Raw genomic sequence first — 20,817 nt, forward strand, 5'->3', positions numbered from 1 at the left:
GGATACGAATGAAACGAAAGGGAAAGATTTTTAATATTTATTTAGTCATTATTTTTATCATTCTTTATGCCCCAATCTTCTATTTAATGTTTTATTCCTTTAATAGTGGGGGAGCGATGCATGACTTTGAAGGCTTTACACTTGAGTGGTACAAGGAAGTTTTTCATGATACCCGTCTATTAATTATTGTATTAAACACAGTTGTTATTGCCCTTTTATCGGCGGCACTTTCAACCATTCTTGGTGTCATTGGCGCCCTTGCCATTTACTTTGTAAAAAGAAGACGGACGAAAAATACATTATTGACATTAAATAATGTATTGATTGTTAGTCCAGATGTCATTATCGGTGCTTCATTTTTAATATTATTTACGATTATTGGGATTAAACTTGGTTTCATTTCGGTTCTACTCTCACATATCGCCTTTAGTGTACCGATTGTTGTATTAATGGTGATTCCGAAGTTACAAGAAATGAGTCCTACTCTTCTTGATGCGGCACGTGATTTGGGGGCTAGTCGTTGGAATGTCCTTACAAAGGTTGTTCTTCCATTTATCACGCCAGGAATTTTTGCCGGATTCTTTATGGCATTGACATATTCTTTAGATGATTTTGCGGTGACCTTTTTCGTAACTGGTAATGGCTTCTCGACTTTATCTGTTGAAATTTATTCGCGTGCAAGACAAGGGATTTCCTTATCTATTAATGCTTTGTCGACACTTATTTTCTTGTTTACGATCATTCTTGTCATCGGTTATTACTTTATTAATCAACGTAATAACCGTCCGAACGGAATGGGGGTAAGAAAATGAAACAGTTAGTCCGTGTGTTTGTAACGATTTTTATCGTGTCATTTGCGATTCTCTTTTTCATTAATCGGCTGAATTCGTCTCAAGGATTATCCGGTGGGAATACGTTAACTGTCTATAACTGGGGAGATTATATCGAACCGAAACTAATTAAAAAGTTTGAGAAAGAAACGGGAATTAAGGTTATCTATCAAACATTTGATTCAAATGAAGCGATGATGACAAAAATTGAACAGGGTGGAACGACATTTGATGTGGCTGTACCGTCTGAGTATGCGATTGAAAAAATGAAGGAAGAAAAGCTGCTTCTTCCTATTAATCATTCCAAATTGCCAAATTTAAAATATATTAATCCTCGTTTTCTAGATTTACCTTTTGATGAAAAAAATAAATATTCGATTCCTTACTTTTGGGGAACTGTTGGAATTGTTTACAATCCTTCGTTACTAAACGGGAAAAAGATTACGAGTTGGAATGATTTATGGGATAAGGATTTGCGAAATTCCATTTTACTTGCCGATGGTGCTCGGGAGGTAATGGGAATGGGACTAAATAGTCTTCATTACTCACTAAATGATACAAATGAAGCACATCTTCAAGAAGCAAAAAGAAAGCTTGATAAACTCACACCAAATGTAAAAGCGATTGTTGGTGATGAAATTAAAATGCTTCTTGCCAATGAAGAAGCAGCCGTCGGGGTTGTTTGGTCTGGTGATGCATCAGAAATTATTGATGAAAATGAAAAGTTAGACTATGTTGTTCCAAAGGAAGGATCTAACCTATGGTTTGATAATATGGTCATTCCGAAAACGGCAAAGAATATCGATGGGGCGCATAAGTTTATTAACTTCATGCTTGATCCAAAAAATGCAGCAGCCAATGCTGATTATGTTGGCTACTCCACACCAAATGAAAAAGCGTTAAATTACTTAGATAAAGAAGTATCAGGTGATAAGCGGTTCTATCCGGATTTAGATAAGGCAGAAGGTCTTGAAGTCTATGAAAATCTTGGGAAAAGAATGCTTGCACATTACAATGAGCTGTTCTTAGAATTTAAGATGCATCGGAAATAATTTAGAAAAACCGATTTTTAGCACGTGCTGAAAGTCGGTTTTTCTTTTACGATATAGTGAATAGACTACTAATAAATTGAGAAAGGAAATATCCTATGAAGTTGGATCGTTTGTTGGCAATTACGATGATCTTAATCAATCAAAGAAGAGTACAGGCGCAGGAGCTTGCGGACATGTTTGATGTTTCAGTAAGGACAATTTATCGTGATATTGATTCATTAAACCAAGCGGGTATTCCGATTATAACGTATCAGGGTCAAAATGGCGGAATCGGTTTGATTGAGGGCTATCGAATGGATAAGAATGTCCTGACTCGTGATGAGTTAGGGGCAATTAAACTTGCCTTAAAGAGTCTATCCACATCCTATCAAGATGCACATGCATCAGCTGTATTAGAAAAATTAAAAGGGCTATCAAATGAACAGCAAACGCTTGAATCGATATTTATCGATTTTAGTCCTTGGGGAGGAAACTCCGTTCTAAAGGAAAAGGTCACGATGCTTAAAAAGGCAATTGAATCTCATTTTTGTGTGCAGTTCTTTTATTCAAACAGTTTAGGTAAGGAATCAAATCGTGAAGTTGAACCGCATACGATTGTACTAAAGGGGCAATCCTGGTATTTATACGCATTCTGCCAGCAAAAGGAGCAGTTTCGATTGTTTAAGATTGCTAGAATGAAGGATGTCTCAATCCTTAAAAAGGAATTTGTAAGAAAAGAAGTGCAAATTGAAGATTCTCCGTGGGATAAAGAATGGTATCATCCGAAACGAACTACAGCATTAACCCTTTCATTCAAATCTAGTGATCTTGCGCTAATGGAAGAAATGTTTGGTGTAGAAAATATAATCACTAGTGACAATAATCAACCTGTTGTAACGGTTGAAATGCCTGAGGACGAGGGCATGTACCGATTTCTATTTAGTTTTATCGATCGAATCGAAGTGATTAAACCGGAACATGTAAGGCAGAAATTAAAGAATATGCTTCAGAATATGGTGGACCTATACACGGAAAAAGAATAATCGTAATGGATTATCCTTTTTCCGGAACCTTTAATACTTGATTACTTTCATCATAAATCCCTTCAATTTTTCCAATTCCATCAATTTCAATATGATTGCTAAAGATTGTAGGCTTCTTTTCAAAAATGAGATGGAGTTGATTAATCGTTTGAATCTTTTCTGTGAACCTCGCTAGGACGGGTTGTGTAAAATAATAATCTTTCCCAGATATTATTAACTTAATAAAATTTTGATGCAGTAAATGATTGTTTAAGGATACGATATTCATTGGGTCAAAAGAGGTAACGGTCATATTTCCTTCTATTAACAGATGGAATCCTTTATTATTGATAAAGGACTCAAAGACTTTTTCCTTTTCACCTTTGACATAATTAAAAATACTCATTGCTTCATCATCAGGTGAAATTTTTATTGGATGGGAAGGTAGAATGTCGATATGTTCCTTAAAAATTTCATACAAAGTCTTCTTCGAGCGGGTAAAGGCCTCTTTCCAGCTATCAGTAAGCTGATCAAGTAAAAGGCAAAGGAACATACCCGATCCGTAACAGCTTACACGAATTTGCAAATTTGATCTATATTCATCCAAAAATGTTGAACTATACGTTTTCAATATTTCATCAAATGGAAGATTGCTAGCTTTCTGTAATGCCTTTGATTCAATATACCATGCAGGACCTTCTACACTTTCAATGTGAAATTCGTATTGAGCATACTCACCCATTAGTTCTCCTCTTTTTTCTCTCGTAAAGATAAATTCATTCAGTAGTTGCAATTTCACACCTTTTTTCTGTTCGTTAAAAGCTTGATAAAGTAATTTTCTTTCCTTATTTCTCAATTTAATATTTTCTAAAAGTAAAGGATACTGTACTCCGAGCAATTCGTTTGGAAATCTTGACTCGCTATATAAGTATTGATAACCATGAAACAATTCATGAATGATTAGCGAATAGATCGTTTCACTATCTTTATAGCGTTCAATGTTAACAATTGCAGTAGGATAATCCTCATAAACTATTAACGTGTCAGCTGTAAATTGGTCGTTCCATGGAAAAATAGTATCAGACGGATAGTTCGGATGATTATAAAGATGGACTATTTCACTGTTATATAGACAATAGGCAACGCATTTAAAATTTGGCCAGTAATACTCTAAACTAATATTTTTCATCATATCTCTCACTTTTACATCGCGCATATAATCCCCCCTAAAAGTTACTATTCACTTTAAAAATAAAAAATTCCTTTAAAATCGTAAAATAAAAAATCAAACATGACAGATAGATGTCATATTCGCTCTTTTATAATAAGGAAAAAAGGAGGTAAGGAAAATGAATCAAGTTTTTTGTCAAAGCTGTGGAATGCCAATTACTGAGGATTCTCTTTTTGGGACTGAAAGCAATGGTCAAAAGGGAGTTGATTATTGTATTTATTGTTATGAAGGAGGTGCGTTTAAACAACCGAATTTAACCATGGATGAAATGATAGGAATTTGTGTTCCATACATGGTAGAGAACGGTATGGAAAAAGAAGAAGCGCTATCTATTCTCCAAAAAACGATGCCATTTTTAAAACGCTGGAGAGATGAAAAAGAACTGGTGCAACCTATATTCAAAACATTAGACGGATTTACTTTTGTTGGAATATGTACGCGAACAAATAATGCAAATGAGGCAAAGCCAAATGGAAAAATTCCAATGGCTTGGAGCAAATATTATGGCCAAGGCGTTGCCGGGAAAATTCCAAATCAATTAAATTCAAATGAAACGATTGCACTATACTCAGACTACGAGAGCGATGTTACAGGGGATTATGATTTTTCGATTGGAATAATGGTCGAACATGTGGAGGAAATTCCTGATGGGCTAGTAACGAAAACAGTCCCAGCTTCTCATTATGCTGTGTTTACTACTAAGGTAGGAAAAATTACAGATATCGTACCGATGGCATGGTTGGATATTTGGAAATGGTTTGAAACGACAGGGGTGAGGCGTATGTATAGTGGCGACTTTGAAATTTATGATGAGCGTTGTTCGGACCCAGATTTTTCACAAGTTGACATATACATTGCTATTCAACGTTGAATTTTTAAGTGGATAGTTAATCGAGTACGAGGAGATTCTAGAAGTGGCGGATACGGGCATTTGAGCATCAAAAAGATGGTAGCAAGTGCTTAAAAAAAACTAACGACTAACCAAAAGTGTTGGAAAGTCGTTAGTTTCATTCACCTGTGTACCGATGACTATCTTCCATTGAATAGCCACGATTTTGATCGACCTTATTTATTTTTTTACTTTTAATTTTTTCGTCTCTATAATCTAAAATCCAAGCAAGGGATACAACACCAACGATTGTTATGGTTAACCAAATAATAATGGTCACCCCCATATACATTGTTTTATTTAGTGTATGCAACCTTGTTTGAAAATTCTTCTTTATATCCAACCTTTATTTTGTGCGATGCTTATCGCTTCCATGCGATTTTTTGCATCTAGTTTTTGTATAATCTCAGAAACATAGTTTCTTACTGTCCCTGATGATAGAAATAATGTTCCAGTTATTTCTTTCGTTGTTTTACCTGAAGCGACTAGTCTTAAAATTTCTTGTTCACGGGAGGTCAAAGGATTTTCTTCCCTAATAATATCAAACATTAATTCTTGACTAAACACACGTTTGCCGGACATAACTTTGTGTATTGCATCAGATAAATCTTCGATCGAACCGTCTTTTAATAAGTATCCGTCCACCCCAATTTTCACTGCACGTTCAAAATATCCAGGTCGTGCAAAGGTTGTAAGAATGATAATTTTGGAAGTGATATTTAACTTTTTGAGAGCTGCTGCGACATCTAATCCACTTTTTACCGGCATTTCAATATCCATCAGACAAACATCGGGATCGAGCTTGAGTATCGAAGCAAGTGCTTCTTCCCCATTTGTCGCTTGACCAACAACTTCCATGCCTTCCTCAAGATTTAGTAATGATCCCAGTGCCCCAAGCAGCATCCGTTGATCCTCTGCAATAAAAATACGTATCATATGGCGGCACCTTCTTTCTTTAATTTTTGAATGATAGGTATTTTCATTTCTAAATGTGTGCCTTTTTGAGTGGAGAGTGTGAGTACGCCATCAATAAGTGTGAGTCGTTCTTCCATCCCTTTTAAACCATTCCCGTCTGACCCTTTATTTTTCAAGCCAATACCATCATCTTTTACGACGAGATGTAGGCTTTCAGTAGAAGTTAAAATTGTAATAGAACAGTTTTTTGCTTTACTATGTTTTACAACATTAGTCACCGCTTCACGTAAGCACATGCTGAGAATATTTTGCGATAGGGGAGGAATATCAGACACATCATTTATCCCTTGGTGATGATAAGCAACTCCTGCTGCTTCTAAAATTTCTTGAACATGGATGAGTTCCTCTGCAATAGTAATGGCTCGCATATTCGAAACAAGTTCACGAACTTGCTTTAATGCGGATCTTGATGTTCTTTCAATTTCCTTCGCCTCGATCTGTGCTCTTTCCGGGTCGATTTTGGTTAATCTTTCAACGAGCTGGCTTTTTAATGTAATGAGAGAAAGTGTATGACCAAGGGTATCATGTAAATCGCGAGCAATCCGTGTCCGTTCCTCTCTTTTTACTAACTCCTTAATTGTTTCATTGGCCAGGTCTAGTTGCTTTTCAAGTTCCATCCGTTGATTCATTGAACGAATCCCAAAAGGTGTTAAGATCATGATGGCTAAAAATGGTAAAAAGTATAGTGAGCTACTAGAAACAAAGAGGCCATGATAAAAGGCTGGGACTAGTTCAAACAATGCAAAGCAAATTAACATGGTATTGAACTTCCTCTTATCACAAAACCAACCGATAAAATTAGCGGGAAAGAAGCCCATAAACAATAAATTTGGATCATAGAATAAGCTAAAGCAAAAAACGATTCCCATTTGTATAACAAGCCAATAGGTAAAGACAACCACTTTTTCAGAGGTGGCATATAATTGGCGGTAGGTAATTAGAAAGAGACTTAATAATACAAAACCAACGATTTTCTTTATACCTGACGAACTGACTAAATAGGGAACGGGAAGAGCTAAATATACTAAAAATATATAGGGGAAAAATCCATACCGTTTAGGGAACACGTGAAATTTCCTATTCTTAAGAAAGCCGACCACTCATCATCACACCGCTTCTTGTTTTCGTCTTATATATTTCGATAGTAGCATGAAAATAATTAAATAACAGAGTAAAATAATAATATTTTTCCAATCGGGTAAATTTCCTTGAACGATTTCCCATGCGCCATTCCCAAAATTGTAGGATGGAAGCCATTTTCCGATGGATTGCATGATTTTTGGCATGACTTCTAGAGGCATCCACATTCCCCCTGAAATTGCTAAGATCATATAAAGGACATTGCTTACACCTGCGGCGGTTTCTACTTTTCGCATAGCACCAATAATTGTACCTAGCGCAAGAAATGGGATGGAGCCTATTAATATCCAAAGTCCACTCAGCAACCATTCAGAGATAGTTAAGGATATCCCGTTAATAAGTGCACCAGCTACGAAGATAACGATAATTGAAAGAATATGAATAACCGTTTGACCGGTCATTTGCCCTATAAAGTAGATTGAATCGGGCAGCGGAGTCAGTCTCATAAAAGTTGACCAGCCGTGGGCTCTTTCTTGAACGATGCGAATACCGAGAGTCATGATGGAGGAACCCATGACACTAAATGTGGTCATCGACATTAAATAATGTGCCTGCCACGCACTTTGATCGCCACCTGTATTAACGACTTTTGTAAAAATAAAATAGAAAACGATCGGCATGAGAAGGGACCAAAACACAAAATAAGGATTTCGTAATACACGTAAGATTTCAGCTTTACATTGTAACCCTATTAACTCCATTTAAATAACCTCCTTATGCTCAGTTGTAAGCTGTTCAAAAGCTTCTTCCAATTTTCCACGTTCAACCTGAATATTATAGGCATCGATTTTTTCTTTAAAAAGTAGAGCCAATACTGTATCAGTATCCTCTGTTTGTAGGAAGACTCTGTCATCTTTTTCAAAGATATTTGTAATGATTGAATGCTCATAAAGTTTAGTAAAAGAACCGGAGTTTGTCTGAAACGAGACAAATTGCTTAGTTAAACTTGCCTTTATTTCTGATGGTGTCCCATCTGCGATAATGCTTCCTTTGTTAAATAAAATGATTCTTTGCGCGACATCATCTGCTTCTTGAAGATAATGGGTAGTAAAAATAATCGTTTTCCCACTATCGGCTAATAGTTGAATCGTTTTCCAAAACCGATTGCGGGAAGTAATATCCATACCTACCGTCGGTTCATCTAATATAACTAACTCAGGATTCCCAGCTAGAGCTAACGCAAAGCTTAGCCTTCGTTTTTGCCCACCTGATAGTTTTTCAGCAAGGGTTTTTAAATCGTTGTCGGTTAAGCCAGTATAGGAAATTAACTCCTCCATAGACAACGGATTGGGATAGTATTGACGGATTAATCCCAGTAATTCACGCACTTTTAAACCATTCATCACACTTACCTCTTGTAGCATAATCCCGAGCTGTTCACGGACCTTTATTTCATTCGGATGCTGACCGAATAACCGGACTTCACCAGTTGTCGGTTTTAATAATCCTAGCATCATTGAGATGGTCGTTGTTTTTCCTGCACCATTTGGTCCAAGAATCGCTACAACCTCACCCCTATTTATTGAAAAAGAAACATCCTTAACCGCGTGTTTATGATGAAAAGATTTTGACACATTTTTAGCGCTCACAATTTCATTCATTATTCGTGACACCTCCGTAACTTATAATCTTAGTTTATTAAGTTTGGAAAAGGAGTAGTAGTAGAGGATGTCATAATCATGAGATGACAATTGTCATATTGCTTCTTGGAAATAATCAGGTGGAGGAAGATGATAAGTTTTACCCCCGTCATTCCCAGAGGTGGGGAGATTCATTGAAGCTAAAAGGCGATATACAATTTGTGGTTTAAAAACATGGAGGAATTCTTGACATTGCTTATTTGTAACGTGTGAATCTACTATTAGCAGATAATCAAGAATCGCTTGTTTATGAGCATCCTTAGAATAAGCATAACAGTTGGAACACTTCCAGGTACCATGCGCTCGAATCATAGAAAAGTTTTTACAGGCGGAGCATCTCACTCCTTTTATTATTTCCTTCTTTTGAATGCCAAAAGTATCTATAATATTTGGATTATCATCTTTGTGATTACTAAGAATTAATTGAGAAACTCTATTAAAATTAGAAGGCTTCAAAATAGTCCGTTTGTGGATTTTGCTTAGTTCCTCCATTTTAGTAATGATCTTTTCAGAGTGGAAAACTGTTTCATAAAGTCGGGAGTTATCTGGCGAGGTCTTAATTTGTGTAGTAGAGTTACCAATGATAACAAAGTGCTCAATTGGTATTGATTGAATATTGAATTGTTTAAGAAAGCGATCTAATTGAATATGTTGTCGCTGTATTTGATAAATAGGATTGGGGAATACTTCCTCTTTATTTTGATAGATTCTGATAAGTTGGTCAGAATGCTTTTCAAAAATTAAAGTTCCCGAATAATTCTTTACTTCGCAAATTATGATCAGGTTTGGAGTAAGAATAAGGGTATCAATTTGGAAAGTTTGATTACCGATTTGTAAGTGAAGGTCGAAGAAAATGTGGAAATGATTGTCTGGAAGAAATCCTAAATGGTAGAGGAAATTTTGTTCACCCCGATATCCCGCTTTCCTTTTTTTAAAATCATCTTCAATTAAACTAACTTTACAATGGGGATGGGGGAGGCGCCTCAATAAAGCGTCATTTTTTAGTACCCTATATGGAATAGTTAACTTTTTTGCAATCAAATAAATCACTCCTTTTTATTGTTAAACATACTTTCTTCATAAGAAGATGAAATACCTCTTTTTTTAAAAACCTTTTTTGAAACGGGTTAAAAAAAGAATGAGACCGATTAAAAAGAGGAAGAGACTGATTAAAAAAGAAGAGAAACCAATCAAACAGAAAAGGACCGATCAAACAGAGGAAGAGACCGATTAAAAAGGAAGAGGAACCAATCAAAAAAAGAAGTGGACCGATCAAACAGAAAAGAACCGATTAAACAGAGGAAAGAGACCGATTAAAAAAGAAGAGAAACCAATCAAAAAAAGAGGAAGACCAATCAAATAAAAAAAGACCACCTGAAAATTCAAGCGGTCAACCGTTCACTTCATTTCTTGAACTCTTCACCTTCAAAAGGACCAATATTCCGATGAGTGTCATGATAATAAGTGATCCCATAGCTAGACGGCTAGCTATATTTCCGTAACTTGCAAAGGCCCAAGTAATCGATCCGTATAAAAGAGGGCCGATAATAGATGAGACTTTTCCGGAAAAGGCAAATAATCCAAAGAATTGTCCTCGTTTATTTTCTGGACTTAGTTCAACAATATATGTTCTTGATGTTACCCACATGGCGCCAAGACTGATCCCAAACATACTTCCTGCAATCCAGAACATAGATTTAGCCGTGGCGATGCTTCCAACAAGCAATGCAAGACACATTAAAATACCAACATATAATACCGCCAGCTTTGCACCCTTCGCTTTAGTTATATATCCGAAAATAAATGAACCGATTATACTGGAAACCGTTGAAACTAAGTAAAGCAAAATAAATTCCCCGGTTGTGAAGCCAACCACTGCCTTCGTATAAATCGCCATCATGGCAATAGCTGTTGAAATCGCATCATTCAGGAAAAAATATGAAATCATGAACGTAAAAACTGCTCGATATTTTTTCATTTCTTTAAAGGTTGCCAAGATATCTTTATATCCAGATAAAAAACTCCCCGTCGCCTCTGTTTGAACTTTTCTTTTCTCCTTAGTAAAAAAGAAAAATGGAAGGGCAAAAATAAAGAATAATATCCCAGTCACTAAAAAGGCAATATAGTATTTATTATCACCGACAAGTGGATATACACCTAATCCAAGTAATGTGCCCACATATCCAACGGCAACACCAAATCCCGAAATCAAAGGAATATATGATTTGTGAGTTAAATCGGAAATCATCGTATCATAAAAGACAAGACTGGAGTGGTAAAAGAATTTAGCAATAACAAATGAAATGATGACGAGAACAAGTGAAATCGGAAGATTGAACCACTTTCCAGGTACTTGATAATACGCGAAGACTCCCATAGAGAGAGTGCCTAAAACTGTAATTAACGTAAACCAGAATATCCATATTTTCTTTTTTCCGGTCCGGTCAATCGTCGTTCCAAAAAGCGGTGAAAAGATGACCAAGAAGAAGCTGGCAACGGCATTGGCATACGAAATAAATGTGCTGGCAATTTGATTTGTTACAGGGTTCCCGCCAACCGTATGTTCTAAAAATAATGGAAAGAAAATCGTATTGATGTTAGAGGAAAAAATGGTATTCGCAAAGTCATACAGTGCCCATGACAGAATCGGTAGTGAAAAAAATAACTTCCAAGCTGAAGAAATTTGTTTCTGAGGATCGTCTAATTGTTTAGCAGAATTACTGGACATACGCTCACCTTCTTTCATTATTATTGTTTTCATTCCATGTATATAAGAGAAACTCCTGTTTCTTTACATAAATTTTACAAAATAAAAACAAGACTAAACTTAGTCTTGTTCTTCGTCTTGAGAATAGTATGGGTTCAAATGAATGAGTACTTCCTGAATATTATCATATTTACTCATCAGTGAATGTTTGATTTCATGGGAGAGATCGTGGCCTTCTTTTATGGTTTTATCATGATCAATGGAAATTCTTAAATCTACGAGTATGTAATGGCCATGATCTCTCGCTCGAATTTTATCTATTCTCTTTACTTCATGAAATTCCGAAATGATGGAGACAAAATCTTGTAGTGTGTCAAGATCAATATTACGTTCAAGAAGAATGTTAAATGCTTCGCTAAGCATTTCTTTAGAAATTCTAAATATTAAAAGGGCAACAAAAATACTAGCCACTTTATCTCCGTATAATAATATGCTAATTCCAAGCTTATCTCCAATAACAGATAATAATACCCCGACTGCTGCTGCTATAGAGGCGACAATATCTGCTTTATGATCTAAAGCAATGGCTTCAATCGCTTTACTATTATTTGCTTTAGCAACCTTCATGGATGAACGATATAAAAAGTCCTTAAAAATAAAGGAGAAAATTGCAATCCACATAGCTAACATGTTCGGTGTTGCGATAGGATGAAAGAAACCAGAAATACCTTCGTACACAATATATACTGCAACTAAGAACAATAAAATGCCAACTATTCCTGAAACGATTACTTCTGCCTTCCCGTGACCATAAGGATGTTCTTTATCTGCCGGTTTATTGGCGATTTTTATGACTAATAATACAATAACAGAGGCAAAAACATCCGCTGCGGAGTGAATCCCATCAGCAAACACCGCATCACTGTGTGCGAACCAGCCTATGACCATCTTTCCAATTGTTAATAAAATATTACTCCAAACACTAATCCAAGCAATTTTTTTAGCAATCGACTCTCTTGTCCCCAATATGTACCACTCCAATCAAAGAAAGTCTTAAACACCCTTGTAATCATAACAAACCTAGTATTGGTGGGTCTAGAGCAAGATAGTTGTTCCCATCTATCGTTTTAATCACTATCTAAAATTGTTTCCTTTATGAAAAAATAATAACCCGGTTAGTTTTTATTTTTTTCTTAAAAAATAAAAAACAGGCTAGTTTAACCTAACCTGTTGTACATGAATTGTTTATTTTGTTGCATCCTCTACTTGTTGAATAAATTCTTCATAGCTGCTTCCGGTAAATTCCTTCCCATTAATAAATAAGGTTGGCGTGGAGTCAATACCTAAATCAGTCACATAGGACTTATCTTTGTTTATAGCTTCTTTGTATTCCTTATTATTAAAGGCCTTTTCAACTTTTTTGACGTCTTCGTCACTTGAAATCTCAGCTAATGTCTTTTTAAGGAAGTCCAATTTGAAGTAATCGACTTTTTCGTACTTTTCATCTTCTGGTTGTTTGTTATAAAGAAGATGATGGAACTTCCAAAATGTTTCATTGCCTAGTTCTTGGTAGACAGTTTCCGCAAACTCTGCGGAGCGATGGGAATCTGTATTAATAAAAGGAAAATTCATAAAGTAAAATTTAGCTTTTCCCGTATCAACAAACTGCTTTTGAATAACAGGATAAACACTCTCGTTAAATTGTTTACATACCGGACATTTATAGTCGCCGAATTCAACAATCTCAACAGGAGCTTTTGCATCACCTTCGAATGGTTGGTTGCTGTAATCAAAATTAAATGCTTCTTTTTTTTCTGCTTTGTCAGAAGACTTGCTTAAGAAAATTATTAATGCAAGCAAAGCAACGGCAATAATGACCACAATCCAAAAAAATGAACTGCTGGATTTGTTTGTATTTGTTTTCTTATTTGATTTCGACATATTTGCACACCTTTATAGAATATTGGTTTTGTAATTAGAGATAGTTTTACATAAGATGAATAAGGACGTCAAGAAAATGCCTATTATGTCACTATTTTGTAAAATATAAAAAAGGTGCCCGAAGACACCTTTTTATTATGCTTCTTTCGCAGCTTCAATTTCAATCGCTACTTTTATTTCGTCACCGACTAAAACACCGCCAGTTTCTAAAGCTGCGTTCCATGTTAAACCATAATCACTACGTTTTAATTTTCCGGAAGCACTGAAACCGATTTTTTCTGCACCACTCATTGGATCTTTTGCAAGACCTTCAAATGTAACGGAGAAAGTTTCTGAACGTGTAACTCCATGAAGAGTAACATCACCGGTTACTTTATATTCATCATCATCTGTTTTTGTAATGTTTGTTGATTTAAATGTCATTGTTGGATAGTTTTCAACATCAAAGAAATCTGCTGAACGTAAATGATTATCACGATCATTATTACGAGTATCAATACTTGCTACATCGATATTGAAGTCAATATTAGCTGTTGTTAAATCAGTTGGATCGGCTTCAACACTTGCATTAAATTGTTGGAAAGCACCTTTTACTTTAGATACCATCATATGTTTTACGGAAAAATCAATACTACTATGTGCTGCATCAACTGTCCATTTAGAAATTGTCATTTTTCATTCCTCCATTTATTTAATAACTTAATGTAAGTTGCTATATAAAATATACTTAATGATTTAATTTAATTATATTTTTGTTCGGGCTATTTGTCAATTCATTTTTATATAAAAATGAAATTAAATTACTTTTTTATAGTTAGTTTATTGATGAAATCATTATTCCATTATATTCTCCGTCCATTGACTTCTTCCCTTCCTTTATGTAATATAATCATAAAAAAACATAGACGACATTGAAGGATCTATAGTAGCTGAAAATTTTCTTCTTAAGCGAATCAGGGACGGTGTAAGCCTGATAAGATGTTTTAGTGAAACGGCAATCTGGAGTCGTGACTTGAAAGTGGATGTACCTGTTTGTACATCAACTGGGGTGGAACCGCGTGAGTACAGCTCTCGTCCCCAGGCAATCATTGCCTGAGGATGGGAGCTTTTTGATTTTTATAAAAAAGGAGAGAATGATTATGTCAGTAAATATGGAACAAATCGTTTCACATGCGAAGCATCGCGGATTTGTATTTCCGGGTTCAGAAATATATGGGGGACTTGCAAACACATGGGATTATGGTCCTCTAGGAACAGAATTGAAAAACAATATTAAAAAGGCTTGGATGAAAAAGTTTGTCCAAGAATCCCCTTATAATGTCGGACTCGATTCTGCTATATTAATGAACCCAAGAACATGGGAAGCATCAGGTCATATTGGGAACTTCAATGACCCAATGATTGATTGTAAAAACTGTAAAGCAAGACATCGTGCAGATAAGTTAATTGAAAATGCGGCAGAAGAAAAAGGTGAAGAAATTATCGTAGATGGTCTCCCATTTGAAAAAATGGAAGAACTAATGAAAGAATATGATATTGCTTGTCCCGAGTGTGGCAGCAAGGATTTCACCGGAATTCGTCAATTCAACTTAATGTTTAAAACTTTCCAAGGTGTAACTGAAACGAGTACGAATGAAATATTCCTACGACCTGAAACGGCACAAGGTATTTTTGTTAACTTTAAAAATGTTCAGCGTACAATGCGTAAAAAGCTTCCATTTGGTATTGCGCAAATCGGTAAAAGTTTTCGCAATGAAATTACACCAGGTAACTTTACATTCCGTACACGTGAATTTGAACAAATGGAGCTAGAATTCTTCTGTAAACCTGGCGAAGAATTAAAGTGGTTTGATTATTGGAAAGAGTTTGCAAAGAAATGGTTGCTTACATTAGGAATTAAAGAAGAAAATCTTCGCCTTCGTGACCACTCTGAAGATGAGCTATCACATTACAGTAATGCAACGACTGATTTTGAATATAAATTCCCATTTGGCTGGGGAGAACTTTGGGGTATTGCATCAAGAACAGATTATGACTTGAAACAACATATGCAATATTCTGGTGAGGATTTCTCTTATTTAGATCAAGAAACAAATGAAAGATATGTCCCATATTGTATTGAACCTTCACTTGGAGCGGATCGGGTGACACTTGCATATTTAATCGATTCATACGAAGAAGAAGAATTAGAAGATGGTACATCAAGAACAGTGATGCATTTACATCCTGCTCTTGCACCATATAAGGCAGCTATATTACCGTTATCGAAAAAGCTTTCTGATGAAGCGCGGGAAATTTTTGCTGATCTTGCAAAACAATTCATGGTAGATTTCGACGAGACGGGTTCAATTGGTAAACGTTATCGCCGCCAAGACGAAATTGGTACTCCTTTCTGTATCACTTATGATTTTGATTCGAAGGAAGATCATATGGTAACGGTTCGTGACCGTGACACAATGGAACAAACAAGACTGCCAATCTCGGAATTAAAAAACTTCTTAGAAGAAAAAGTTCAATTTTAAATAAAAAAAAGGCTCCTAGAGCCTTTTTTTTATTATATTTATTTCTCAAGTTCTTTCCTATTGGGAGCAGCAGGGGGTTCTTCCAACCATTTTCGTTCGACCATTAACTGGAATCCCTTTTTCAAATATAATAAAATTTCTCCAATCAGCTTGCTATACTGTACAGATAAATCGGTACGTAATGAACTGGATAATGCATGTCCAATTAATGTAATATCAACAGCATTTAATGAATTAAATAAATTCATTATTAGTTTTTCTGAGAAAGGGGAAATCTGAGAATCGGTCACTTCCATATTAACTGACACAATTCCTAGAAGATCTTCATCCTTTAATAAATCATTAAAATAATTGATTTGTTTTAATGAGATATCCTTTCCTTTCTTAATATAGTTTTTAATTTCTTTATCTTTAACTACCTGTGATAGCCCTGAACATAGCAATATTGAAAAGTAATTTCGTTCAATGTTGAAGAAAATTTCGGTTACTTCACTTACATTTAATGGTCTGTCTTTATGTATGAACCCATTTATATATGAAGTAGTTTCAATATAATTAACTTCTGTTGGGTATGGAATATTTGGCGGTCTATCATAAAGTCCTTTAGATAATAATAAAGTAGTTGAATCTCCATACAATTTAGAAGCCTGCCGCAAAGAATCAGTAAAGAATGATATCATGTCCGTTCGTGAAAGATTAACTACAGTAAATGAATAAAAAATCATATCCATTCTCGCCAAATTGTATAAAAAGCTTAGTGCGAAAGGGTCGTAGAAAAGGGGTGGTGCCGTTAAGTCGATATCCTTATCAGTAAACCCATCTGGAATAGGCAGATTTTCTTGAGAAAAGATAGCAGTAAGTTTCTTTATCTGCAAATTAGTGGAATCTAACGTATTTTGAAGCATATCTTTCATCTCTTGATCTTTTATATGATGCAGAAAATAAATAAGAAGACAGCGAGACATTGTGCTATTCATGTAAGTGGACCAAAGGCCACCGATTTCAGCGCTAGTTAATCGTATATGATTTTCAGCCACTAGGTCATCACTCCTTTTCTTTATATTTTGGAGTCATTCCCTTTTTTATACTCTATATAATCATTAGTAATAATAATGAAAAAAAGAACCGTCAAATGACGGTTCCAATTAGTGACTATTTTCAGCCGTATTAAAATCACATTGTTCAAGTGGAATGACTTTTGTTTTTTTAATAAATTTGTAGCTCAGCCATACTATAATAAATAGTGGCAATCCGATATAAGATACTAAAACACTTGTCCAATCAATTTTATCACCTAAAAAGGCGGAATAGTTCTGACCCAAGATGACAAACGCGCAGAGAACGAAGGCGAAAATAGGGCCAAATGGGAACAACTTAGATTTATATGGTAAATCATTTAAGTCCTTGCCTTGCGCCACATACGCCTTACGAAATCTGTAATGACTAATGGCTATACCGAGCCATGCAATAAATCCGGACATCCCTGATGCATTTAATAACCAAACATAGACGACTCCATCACCAAAGAAGGAGGCTAAGAAGGCTAAAGTTCCAACTAAAGCGGTGACAATTAATGCATTTGCAGGTACACCATTCTTATTTAACTTTGCTAAAAACTTCGGTGCTTTCCCATCGCGAGCCAAATCCCAAAGCATACGGGTTGAAGCGTACATTCCTGAATTTCCGGCAGATAATACAGCAGTTAAAATAATGGCATTCATGACAGAAGCAGCAAAGGCAATCCCAGCCTTATCAAAAATGATCGTAAACGGACTCATTGCGACATCATCAGTAGCCAAGTTCTTATCTGTATATGGAATAAGTAAACCAATGACTAAAATGGCTAATACATAAAATAAGAGGATACGCCAGAAAACTTGACGAACAGCTTTCGGAATATTTTTCTCCGGATTATCACTTTCTCCAGCGGCAACTCCAAGAAGTTCCGTTCCTTGAAAGGAAAATCCAGCAGCCATGAATATTCCAAGCATGGACATAAATCCACCGTGGAATGGTGCATCACCAATCGTAAAGTTTTTAAAACCAACTGGTTCTCCGCCCATAATTCCAAATATCATTAAAAATCCGGTAATAATAAATACGATAACAGTTATAACTTTTATAAGTGAGAACCAAAACTCTGCTTCACCAAAGCCTTTTACAGATAGATAATTTAATAGAAACATAATAATTAAGCAAATACTGCTCCAAATAAGTGATGGTGTATGTGGGAACCAAAACTTCATAATAATGGTAACAGCAGATAATTCTGCAGCGATCGTGATTGCCCAGTTATACCAGTAGTTCCAGCCAAGTGCAAATCCAAGTGAAGGATCGACAAATTTTGAAGCATACGTACTAAAAGTTCCGGATACAGGCATATAGGCAGCCATCTCCGCAAGACTAGTCATTAAAAAGTAAACCATAATACCAATTAATAAGTAGGATACAATAACTCCACCTGGTCCGGCCGTGTGAATGGCACCGCCACTGGCTAAAAATAAACCTGTTCCAATCGTTCCTCCAAGTGAGATCATTGTTAAATGTCGGGATTTTAATTTACGTTTAAGTTGTTGGGTACTGTTTTCTTTCGATGTTTGCATGTGGTTGTTACACTCCCTTTAAAGATATTGGAAGGAGTGGGGAATAACAAAAAATGCCGCCAAAAAAGGTTCGACGACATTGTAACACCCCGCATCATACCTTCCGAAGATAGCTCAACACGTTTAGTTGGAATCAATAAACGTGACAGTTCTGTTCCTATTCGGAGACAGCCCCAGCCTATACATCCAGGGAGATGTATAAACTTCGGCAACTATTCCTTTCAGGCGGAGTCATCAATTTCTTCTGTTTCTCGTCCGTCTTACTATTAATAGCCGCGACCTCTACCCCATCGGTTTGATGAGGATTTTTATTATTAAGTTATACAATTTACTATTATAGAATAATTTTATAATTTTGCAATAGAAAAATTCGGCAATTACCTATTTTTTAAATTTATACGGAAGCGTGGCAACAACAATATCTTTTTTCCATAGTAGTCGAGCCCGAATTAATAGCGCCGATTGATTGTGTAAAATATTATGCCATCCTTTTTTCGGTATAAATTGTGGAAATAGAACCGTAACCATATAATGATTTTCTATAGCTTTTGCTTGAATCGTTTCAAGAAACTTACTTAAAGGATAGATAATGCTTCGATAGGAAGAGTATAGGGTCACTAAACGAACCCCATTATTTAATTCTTCCCATTTTTTCTCCATTTTCTTTTCATCTTCTTTATCAAAAGCGATATAAACAGCTATCACTTGATCGGTCAATGATTTTGCGTAGTTAATGGAACGTTCAACAACTGTCGTTACCCCCGCAACCGGCACAATAAACACGTTTCCTTGAATATCTTGGGCAATTGGTTGTGATACCCGCAGTTGCTCGCCGACCGCATCATAATGCCGCTTGATTTTGTGAAAGATGAGAACAACGATTGGTAAGAAAATTACAACGGCCCATACATGGTGAAATTTTGTTATAAACAGGATGGTTAATACGAGAAACGAAATCAACGCACCGACTAAATTTGTAATTAACTTAATCACCCAACCTTCAGGCTTTTGTCTTATCCATTTCAAGATCATTCCTGTTTGGGAAAGTGTAAATGGAATAAATACACCCACTGCATATAAAGGAATTAAATGCTCAGTTTTCCCTTTAAAAGCAATAATAAGAATAATCGAAGCAACACTTAAGAAAATAATTCCGTTTGAATAACCTAAACGATCCCCTCTAATCGAGAACATTCGAGGCATGTATTTATCTTTTGCTAAGCTATAGGCTAACATCGGAAATGCTGAAAATCCCGTATTTGCTGCAAGAACTAAAATTAAGGCAGTTGTCCCTTGGACGAAAAAGTAAAGGAAATTCCTCCCGAATGTTTGGGCTGCAATTTGTGAAACGACCGTCTCGTTTCCTTTTGGCGCAATTCCAAACCAGTAGGCTAAAAATGTTATCCCCGTAAAAAGAATTGCAAGGAGTATTCCCATCAAGGCAAGGGTTGCAGCAGCATTTTTTGCAGCAGGTTTTTTAAAATTGGGAACTGCATTCGATATTGCTTCTACTCCGGTAAGAGCGGAACAACCTGATGAAAAGGCCCTTAATAATAAAAATAATGAAATTCCTGCTACAGGTGTACCTAAGGAAGTGTGTAAATTCGGTGATACTTGCCCAGTCGCAATCTTAAACATTCCTACGATAATCATCATGACTAATGCAAACACAAATAAATACACAGGATAAGCAAGAACTGAGGCCGATTCAGTCAAACCACGTAAATTTAAAATGGTAATTAAAATGACTAACATAATTGCGATAAGAACATTATGCTCATGCAAAATAGGAAATGCAGACGTAATTGCATCTGTACCAGCTGAAATACTTACGGCTACAGTTAATATATAATCAACTAATAACGATCCACCAGCAATTAAACCCGGGTTCTCTCCAAGATTTTCTTTGGAAACGATATAAGCTCCTCCACCTTGCGGATAGGAAAAAATAATTTGTCGGTAAGACAAAATCAGTGCGGTTAACAGAAAAAGAACACCAATCGCAATTGGGATATTGTACCAAAAGGCCATTGTGCTTACGGTTGCTAAAACAATTAATATTTGTTCAGTCCCATATGCTACTGAAGATAACGCATCTGATGATAATATGGCTAACGCTTTTAACCTTGTTAATTTTTGTTCACCTAATTCATGTGATTTTAAAGGTCTTCCGATTAAAAAACGTTTGATTGAACTGTACATTGAATGTGGTCTCCTTATAATCTATCTTAAAGTTAGCTTTTACTTTTATTCATGACTTACCCATTAAAAATGAATAAAACACAA

General features: G+C 35.7%; 19 protein-coding genes and 1 riboswitch. Of the genes, 5 read left to right on the plus strand and 14 right to left on the minus strand.

The genetic code is table 11. The annotated features are described in order from the left end of the window. Positions 1-8 precede the first annotated feature (8 nt). The 3 genes from I5776_RS01590 to I5776_RS01600 all read left to right on the plus strand — a co-directional run bounded on the left by I5776_RS01590 (position 9) and on the right by I5776_RS01600 (position 2,904). Complete coding sequence (locus tag I5776_RS01590) at positions 9-812, plus strand: ABC transporter permease (protein WP_108072339.1); 804 nt, start codon at positions 9-11, stop codon at positions 810-812. Further along, positions 809-1,882, plus strand: a complete 1,074-nt coding sequence (locus I5776_RS01595; protein WP_202778671.1) for an ABC transporter substrate-binding protein — start codon at positions 809-811, stop codon at positions 1,880-1,882. The genes I5776_RS01590 and I5776_RS01595 overlap by 4 nt, the downstream gene beginning before the upstream one ends. A 95-nt stretch (positions 1,883-1,977) precedes the next feature. After that, entirely contained in the window at positions 1,978-2,904 is a 927-nt protein-coding gene (locus I5776_RS01600; RefSeq protein WP_202778672.1) for a helix-turn-helix transcriptional regulator, read from the plus strand. Positions 2,905-2,914: 10 nt separating this feature from the next. Here the strand turns inward: I5776_RS01600 and I5776_RS01605 are convergent, their stop codons facing one another. Beyond that, the gene (locus tag I5776_RS01605) at positions 2,915-4,099 is read right to left on the minus strand and encodes a hypothetical protein (RefSeq protein WP_202778673.1); all 1,185 of its coding nucleotides are present in this window, start codon (positions 4,097-4,099) and stop codon (positions 2,915-2,917) included. A 133-nt stretch (positions 4,100-4,232) separates the two neighbouring features. On the opposite strand from I5776_RS01605, the gene I5776_RS01610 reads away from it, so the two are divergent. Next, entirely contained in the window at positions 4,233-4,985 is a 753-nt protein-coding gene (locus tag I5776_RS01610; RefSeq protein ID WP_202778674.1) for an effector binding domain-containing protein, read from the plus strand. 136 nt (positions 4,986-5,121) lie between these two features. Here the strand turns inward: I5776_RS01610 and I5776_RS01615 are convergent, their stop codons facing one another. The 10 genes from I5776_RS01615 to I5776_RS01660 all read right to left on the minus strand — a co-directional run bounded on the left by I5776_RS01615 (position 5,122) and on the right by I5776_RS01660 (position 14,078). Continuing rightward, the gene (locus I5776_RS01615) at positions 5,122-5,316 is read right to left on the minus strand and encodes a hypothetical protein (RefSeq protein ID WP_202778675.1); all 195 of its coding nucleotides are present in this window, start codon (positions 5,314-5,316) and stop codon (positions 5,122-5,124) included. Between the two features lie 20 nt (positions 5,317-5,336). Beyond that, on the minus strand, positions 5,337-5,939 hold the full coding sequence (locus tag I5776_RS01620) for a response regulator transcription factor (RefSeq protein WP_202778676.1): 603 nt from the start codon (positions 5,937-5,939) through the stop codon (positions 5,337-5,339). Beyond that, a complete protein-coding gene (locus I5776_RS01625; protein WP_246483873.1) occupies positions 5,936-7,045 on the minus strand; it encodes a sensor histidine kinase in 1,110 nt (369 codons plus the stop codon). Before I5776_RS01625 ends, I5776_RS01620 begins: the two co-directional genes overlap by 4 nt. Before the next feature lie 39 nt (positions 7,046-7,084). After that, positions 7,085-7,819, minus strand: a complete 735-nt coding sequence (locus I5776_RS01630; protein ID WP_202778678.1) for an ABC transporter permease — start codon at positions 7,817-7,819, stop codon at positions 7,085-7,087. Then, positions 7,820-8,719, minus strand: a complete 900-nt coding sequence (locus I5776_RS01635) for an ABC transporter ATP-binding protein (protein ID WP_202778679.1) — start codon at positions 8,717-8,719, stop codon at positions 7,820-7,822. Between the two features lie 93 nt (positions 8,720-8,812). Then, a complete protein-coding gene (locus I5776_RS01640) occupies positions 8,813-9,799 on the minus strand; it encodes a nuclease-related domain-containing protein (RefSeq protein WP_202778680.1) in 987 nt (328 codons plus the stop codon). 349 nt (positions 9,800-10,148) lie between these two features. Continuing rightward, on the minus strand, positions 10,149-11,486 hold the full coding sequence (locus tag I5776_RS01645) for an MFS transporter (protein ID WP_202780629.1): 1,338 nt from the start codon (positions 11,484-11,486) through the stop codon (positions 10,149-10,151). Positions 11,487-11,585: 99 nt separating this feature from the next. Then, entirely contained in the window at positions 11,586-12,494 is a 909-nt protein-coding gene (locus tag I5776_RS01650) for a cation diffusion facilitator family transporter (protein WP_202780630.1), read from the minus strand. A gap of 216 nt (positions 12,495-12,710) precedes the next feature. Next, positions 12,711-13,406, minus strand: coding sequence for a DsbA family protein (locus tag I5776_RS01655; protein WP_202778681.1), 696 nt, complete (start codon positions 13,404-13,406; stop codon positions 12,711-12,713). A 135-nt stretch (positions 13,407-13,541) separates the two neighbouring features. Next, positions 13,542-14,078, minus strand: coding sequence for a YceI family protein (locus I5776_RS01660; RefSeq protein WP_202778682.1), 537 nt, complete (start codon positions 14,076-14,078; stop codon positions 13,542-13,544). A gap of 467 nt (positions 14,079-14,545) precedes the next feature. Here I5776_RS01660 and I5776_RS01665 point away from each other — a divergent pair, with 467 nt between their 5' ends. Next, entirely contained in the window at positions 14,546-15,928 is a 1,383-nt protein-coding gene (locus I5776_RS01665; RefSeq protein ID WP_202778683.1) for a glycine--tRNA ligase, read from the plus strand. Between the two features lie 38 nt (positions 15,929-15,966). Here the strand turns inward: I5776_RS01665 and I5776_RS01670 are convergent, their stop codons facing one another. The 3 genes from I5776_RS01670 to I5776_RS01680 form a co-directional block, all read right to left on the minus strand. Then, positions 15,967-16,965, minus strand: a complete 999-nt coding sequence (locus tag I5776_RS01670) for a DUF3231 family protein (RefSeq protein ID WP_202778684.1) — start codon at positions 16,963-16,965, stop codon at positions 15,967-15,969. A 108-nt stretch (positions 16,966-17,073) separates the two neighbouring features. After that, positions 17,074-18,531 carry an amino acid permease gene (locus tag I5776_RS01675; RefSeq protein WP_202778685.1) on the minus strand — a complete coding sequence of 486 codons (1,458 nt, stop codon included), beginning with the start codon at positions 18,529-18,531 and terminating at the stop codon, positions 17,074-17,076. 102 nt (positions 18,532-18,633) lie between these two features. Then, positions 18,634-18,824, minus strand: a riboswitch (Lysine riboswitch). Positions 18,825-18,912: 88 nt separating this feature from the next. Further along, positions 18,913-20,733, minus strand: a complete 1,821-nt coding sequence (locus tag I5776_RS01680) for an APC family permease (RefSeq protein ID WP_202778686.1) — start codon at positions 20,731-20,733, stop codon at positions 18,913-18,915. Positions 20,734-20,817 lie beyond the last annotated feature (84 nt).

Source organism: Heyndrickxia vini (assembly GCF_016772275.1).
Lineage (GTDB): Bacteria > Bacillota > Bacilli > Bacillales > Bacillaceae_C > Heyndrickxia > Heyndrickxia vini.

Coding starts and splice junctions, on each gene's coding strand:
- I5776_RS01590 (WP_108072339.1), top strand. CDS start 9: ATGAAACGAAAGGGAAAGATTTTTAATATTTATTTAGTCATTATTTTT.
- I5776_RS01595 (WP_202778671.1), top strand. CDS start 809: ATGAAACAGTTAGTCCGTGTGTTTGTAACGATTTTTATCGTGTCATTT.
- I5776_RS01600 (WP_202778672.1), top strand. CDS start 1,978: ATGAAGTTGGATCGTTTGTTGGCAATTACGATGATCTTAATCAATCAA.
- I5776_RS01605 (WP_202778673.1), bottom strand. CDS start 4,099: ATGCGCGATGTAAAAGTGAGAGATATGATGAAAAATATTAGTTTAGAG.
- I5776_RS01610 (WP_202778674.1), top strand. CDS start 4,233: ATGAATCAAGTTTTTTGTCAAAGCTGTGGAATGCCAATTACTGAGGAT.
- I5776_RS01620 (WP_202778676.1), bottom strand. CDS start 5,939: ATGATACGTATTTTTATTGCAGAGGATCAACGGATGCTGCTTGGGGCA.
- I5776_RS01630 (WP_202778678.1), bottom strand. CDS start 7,819: ATGGAGTTAATAGGGTTACAATGTAAAGCTGAAATCTTACGTGTATTA.
- I5776_RS01635 (WP_202778679.1), bottom strand. CDS start 8,719: ATGAATGAAATTGTGAGCGCTAAAAATGTGTCAAAATCTTTTCATCAT.
- I5776_RS01645 (WP_202780629.1), bottom strand. CDS start 11,486: ATGTCCAGTAATTCTGCTAAACAATTAGACGATCCTCAGAAACAAATT.
- I5776_RS01655 (WP_202778681.1), bottom strand. CDS start 13,406: ATGTCGAAATCAAATAAGAAAACAAATACAAACAAATCCAGCAGTTCA.
- I5776_RS01660 (WP_202778682.1), bottom strand. CDS start 14,078: ATGACAATTTCTAAATGGACAGTTGATGCAGCACATAGTAGTATTGAT.
- I5776_RS01665 (WP_202778683.1), top strand. CDS start 14,546: ATGTCAGTAAATATGGAACAAATCGTTTCACATGCGAAGCATCGCGGA.
- I5776_RS01675 (WP_202778685.1), bottom strand. CDS start 18,531: ATGCAAACATCGAAAGAAAACAGTACCCAACAACTTAAACGTAAATTA.
- I5776_RS01680 (WP_202778686.1), bottom strand. CDS start 20,733: ATGTACAGTTCAATCAAACGTTTTTTAATCGGAAGACCTTTAAAATCA.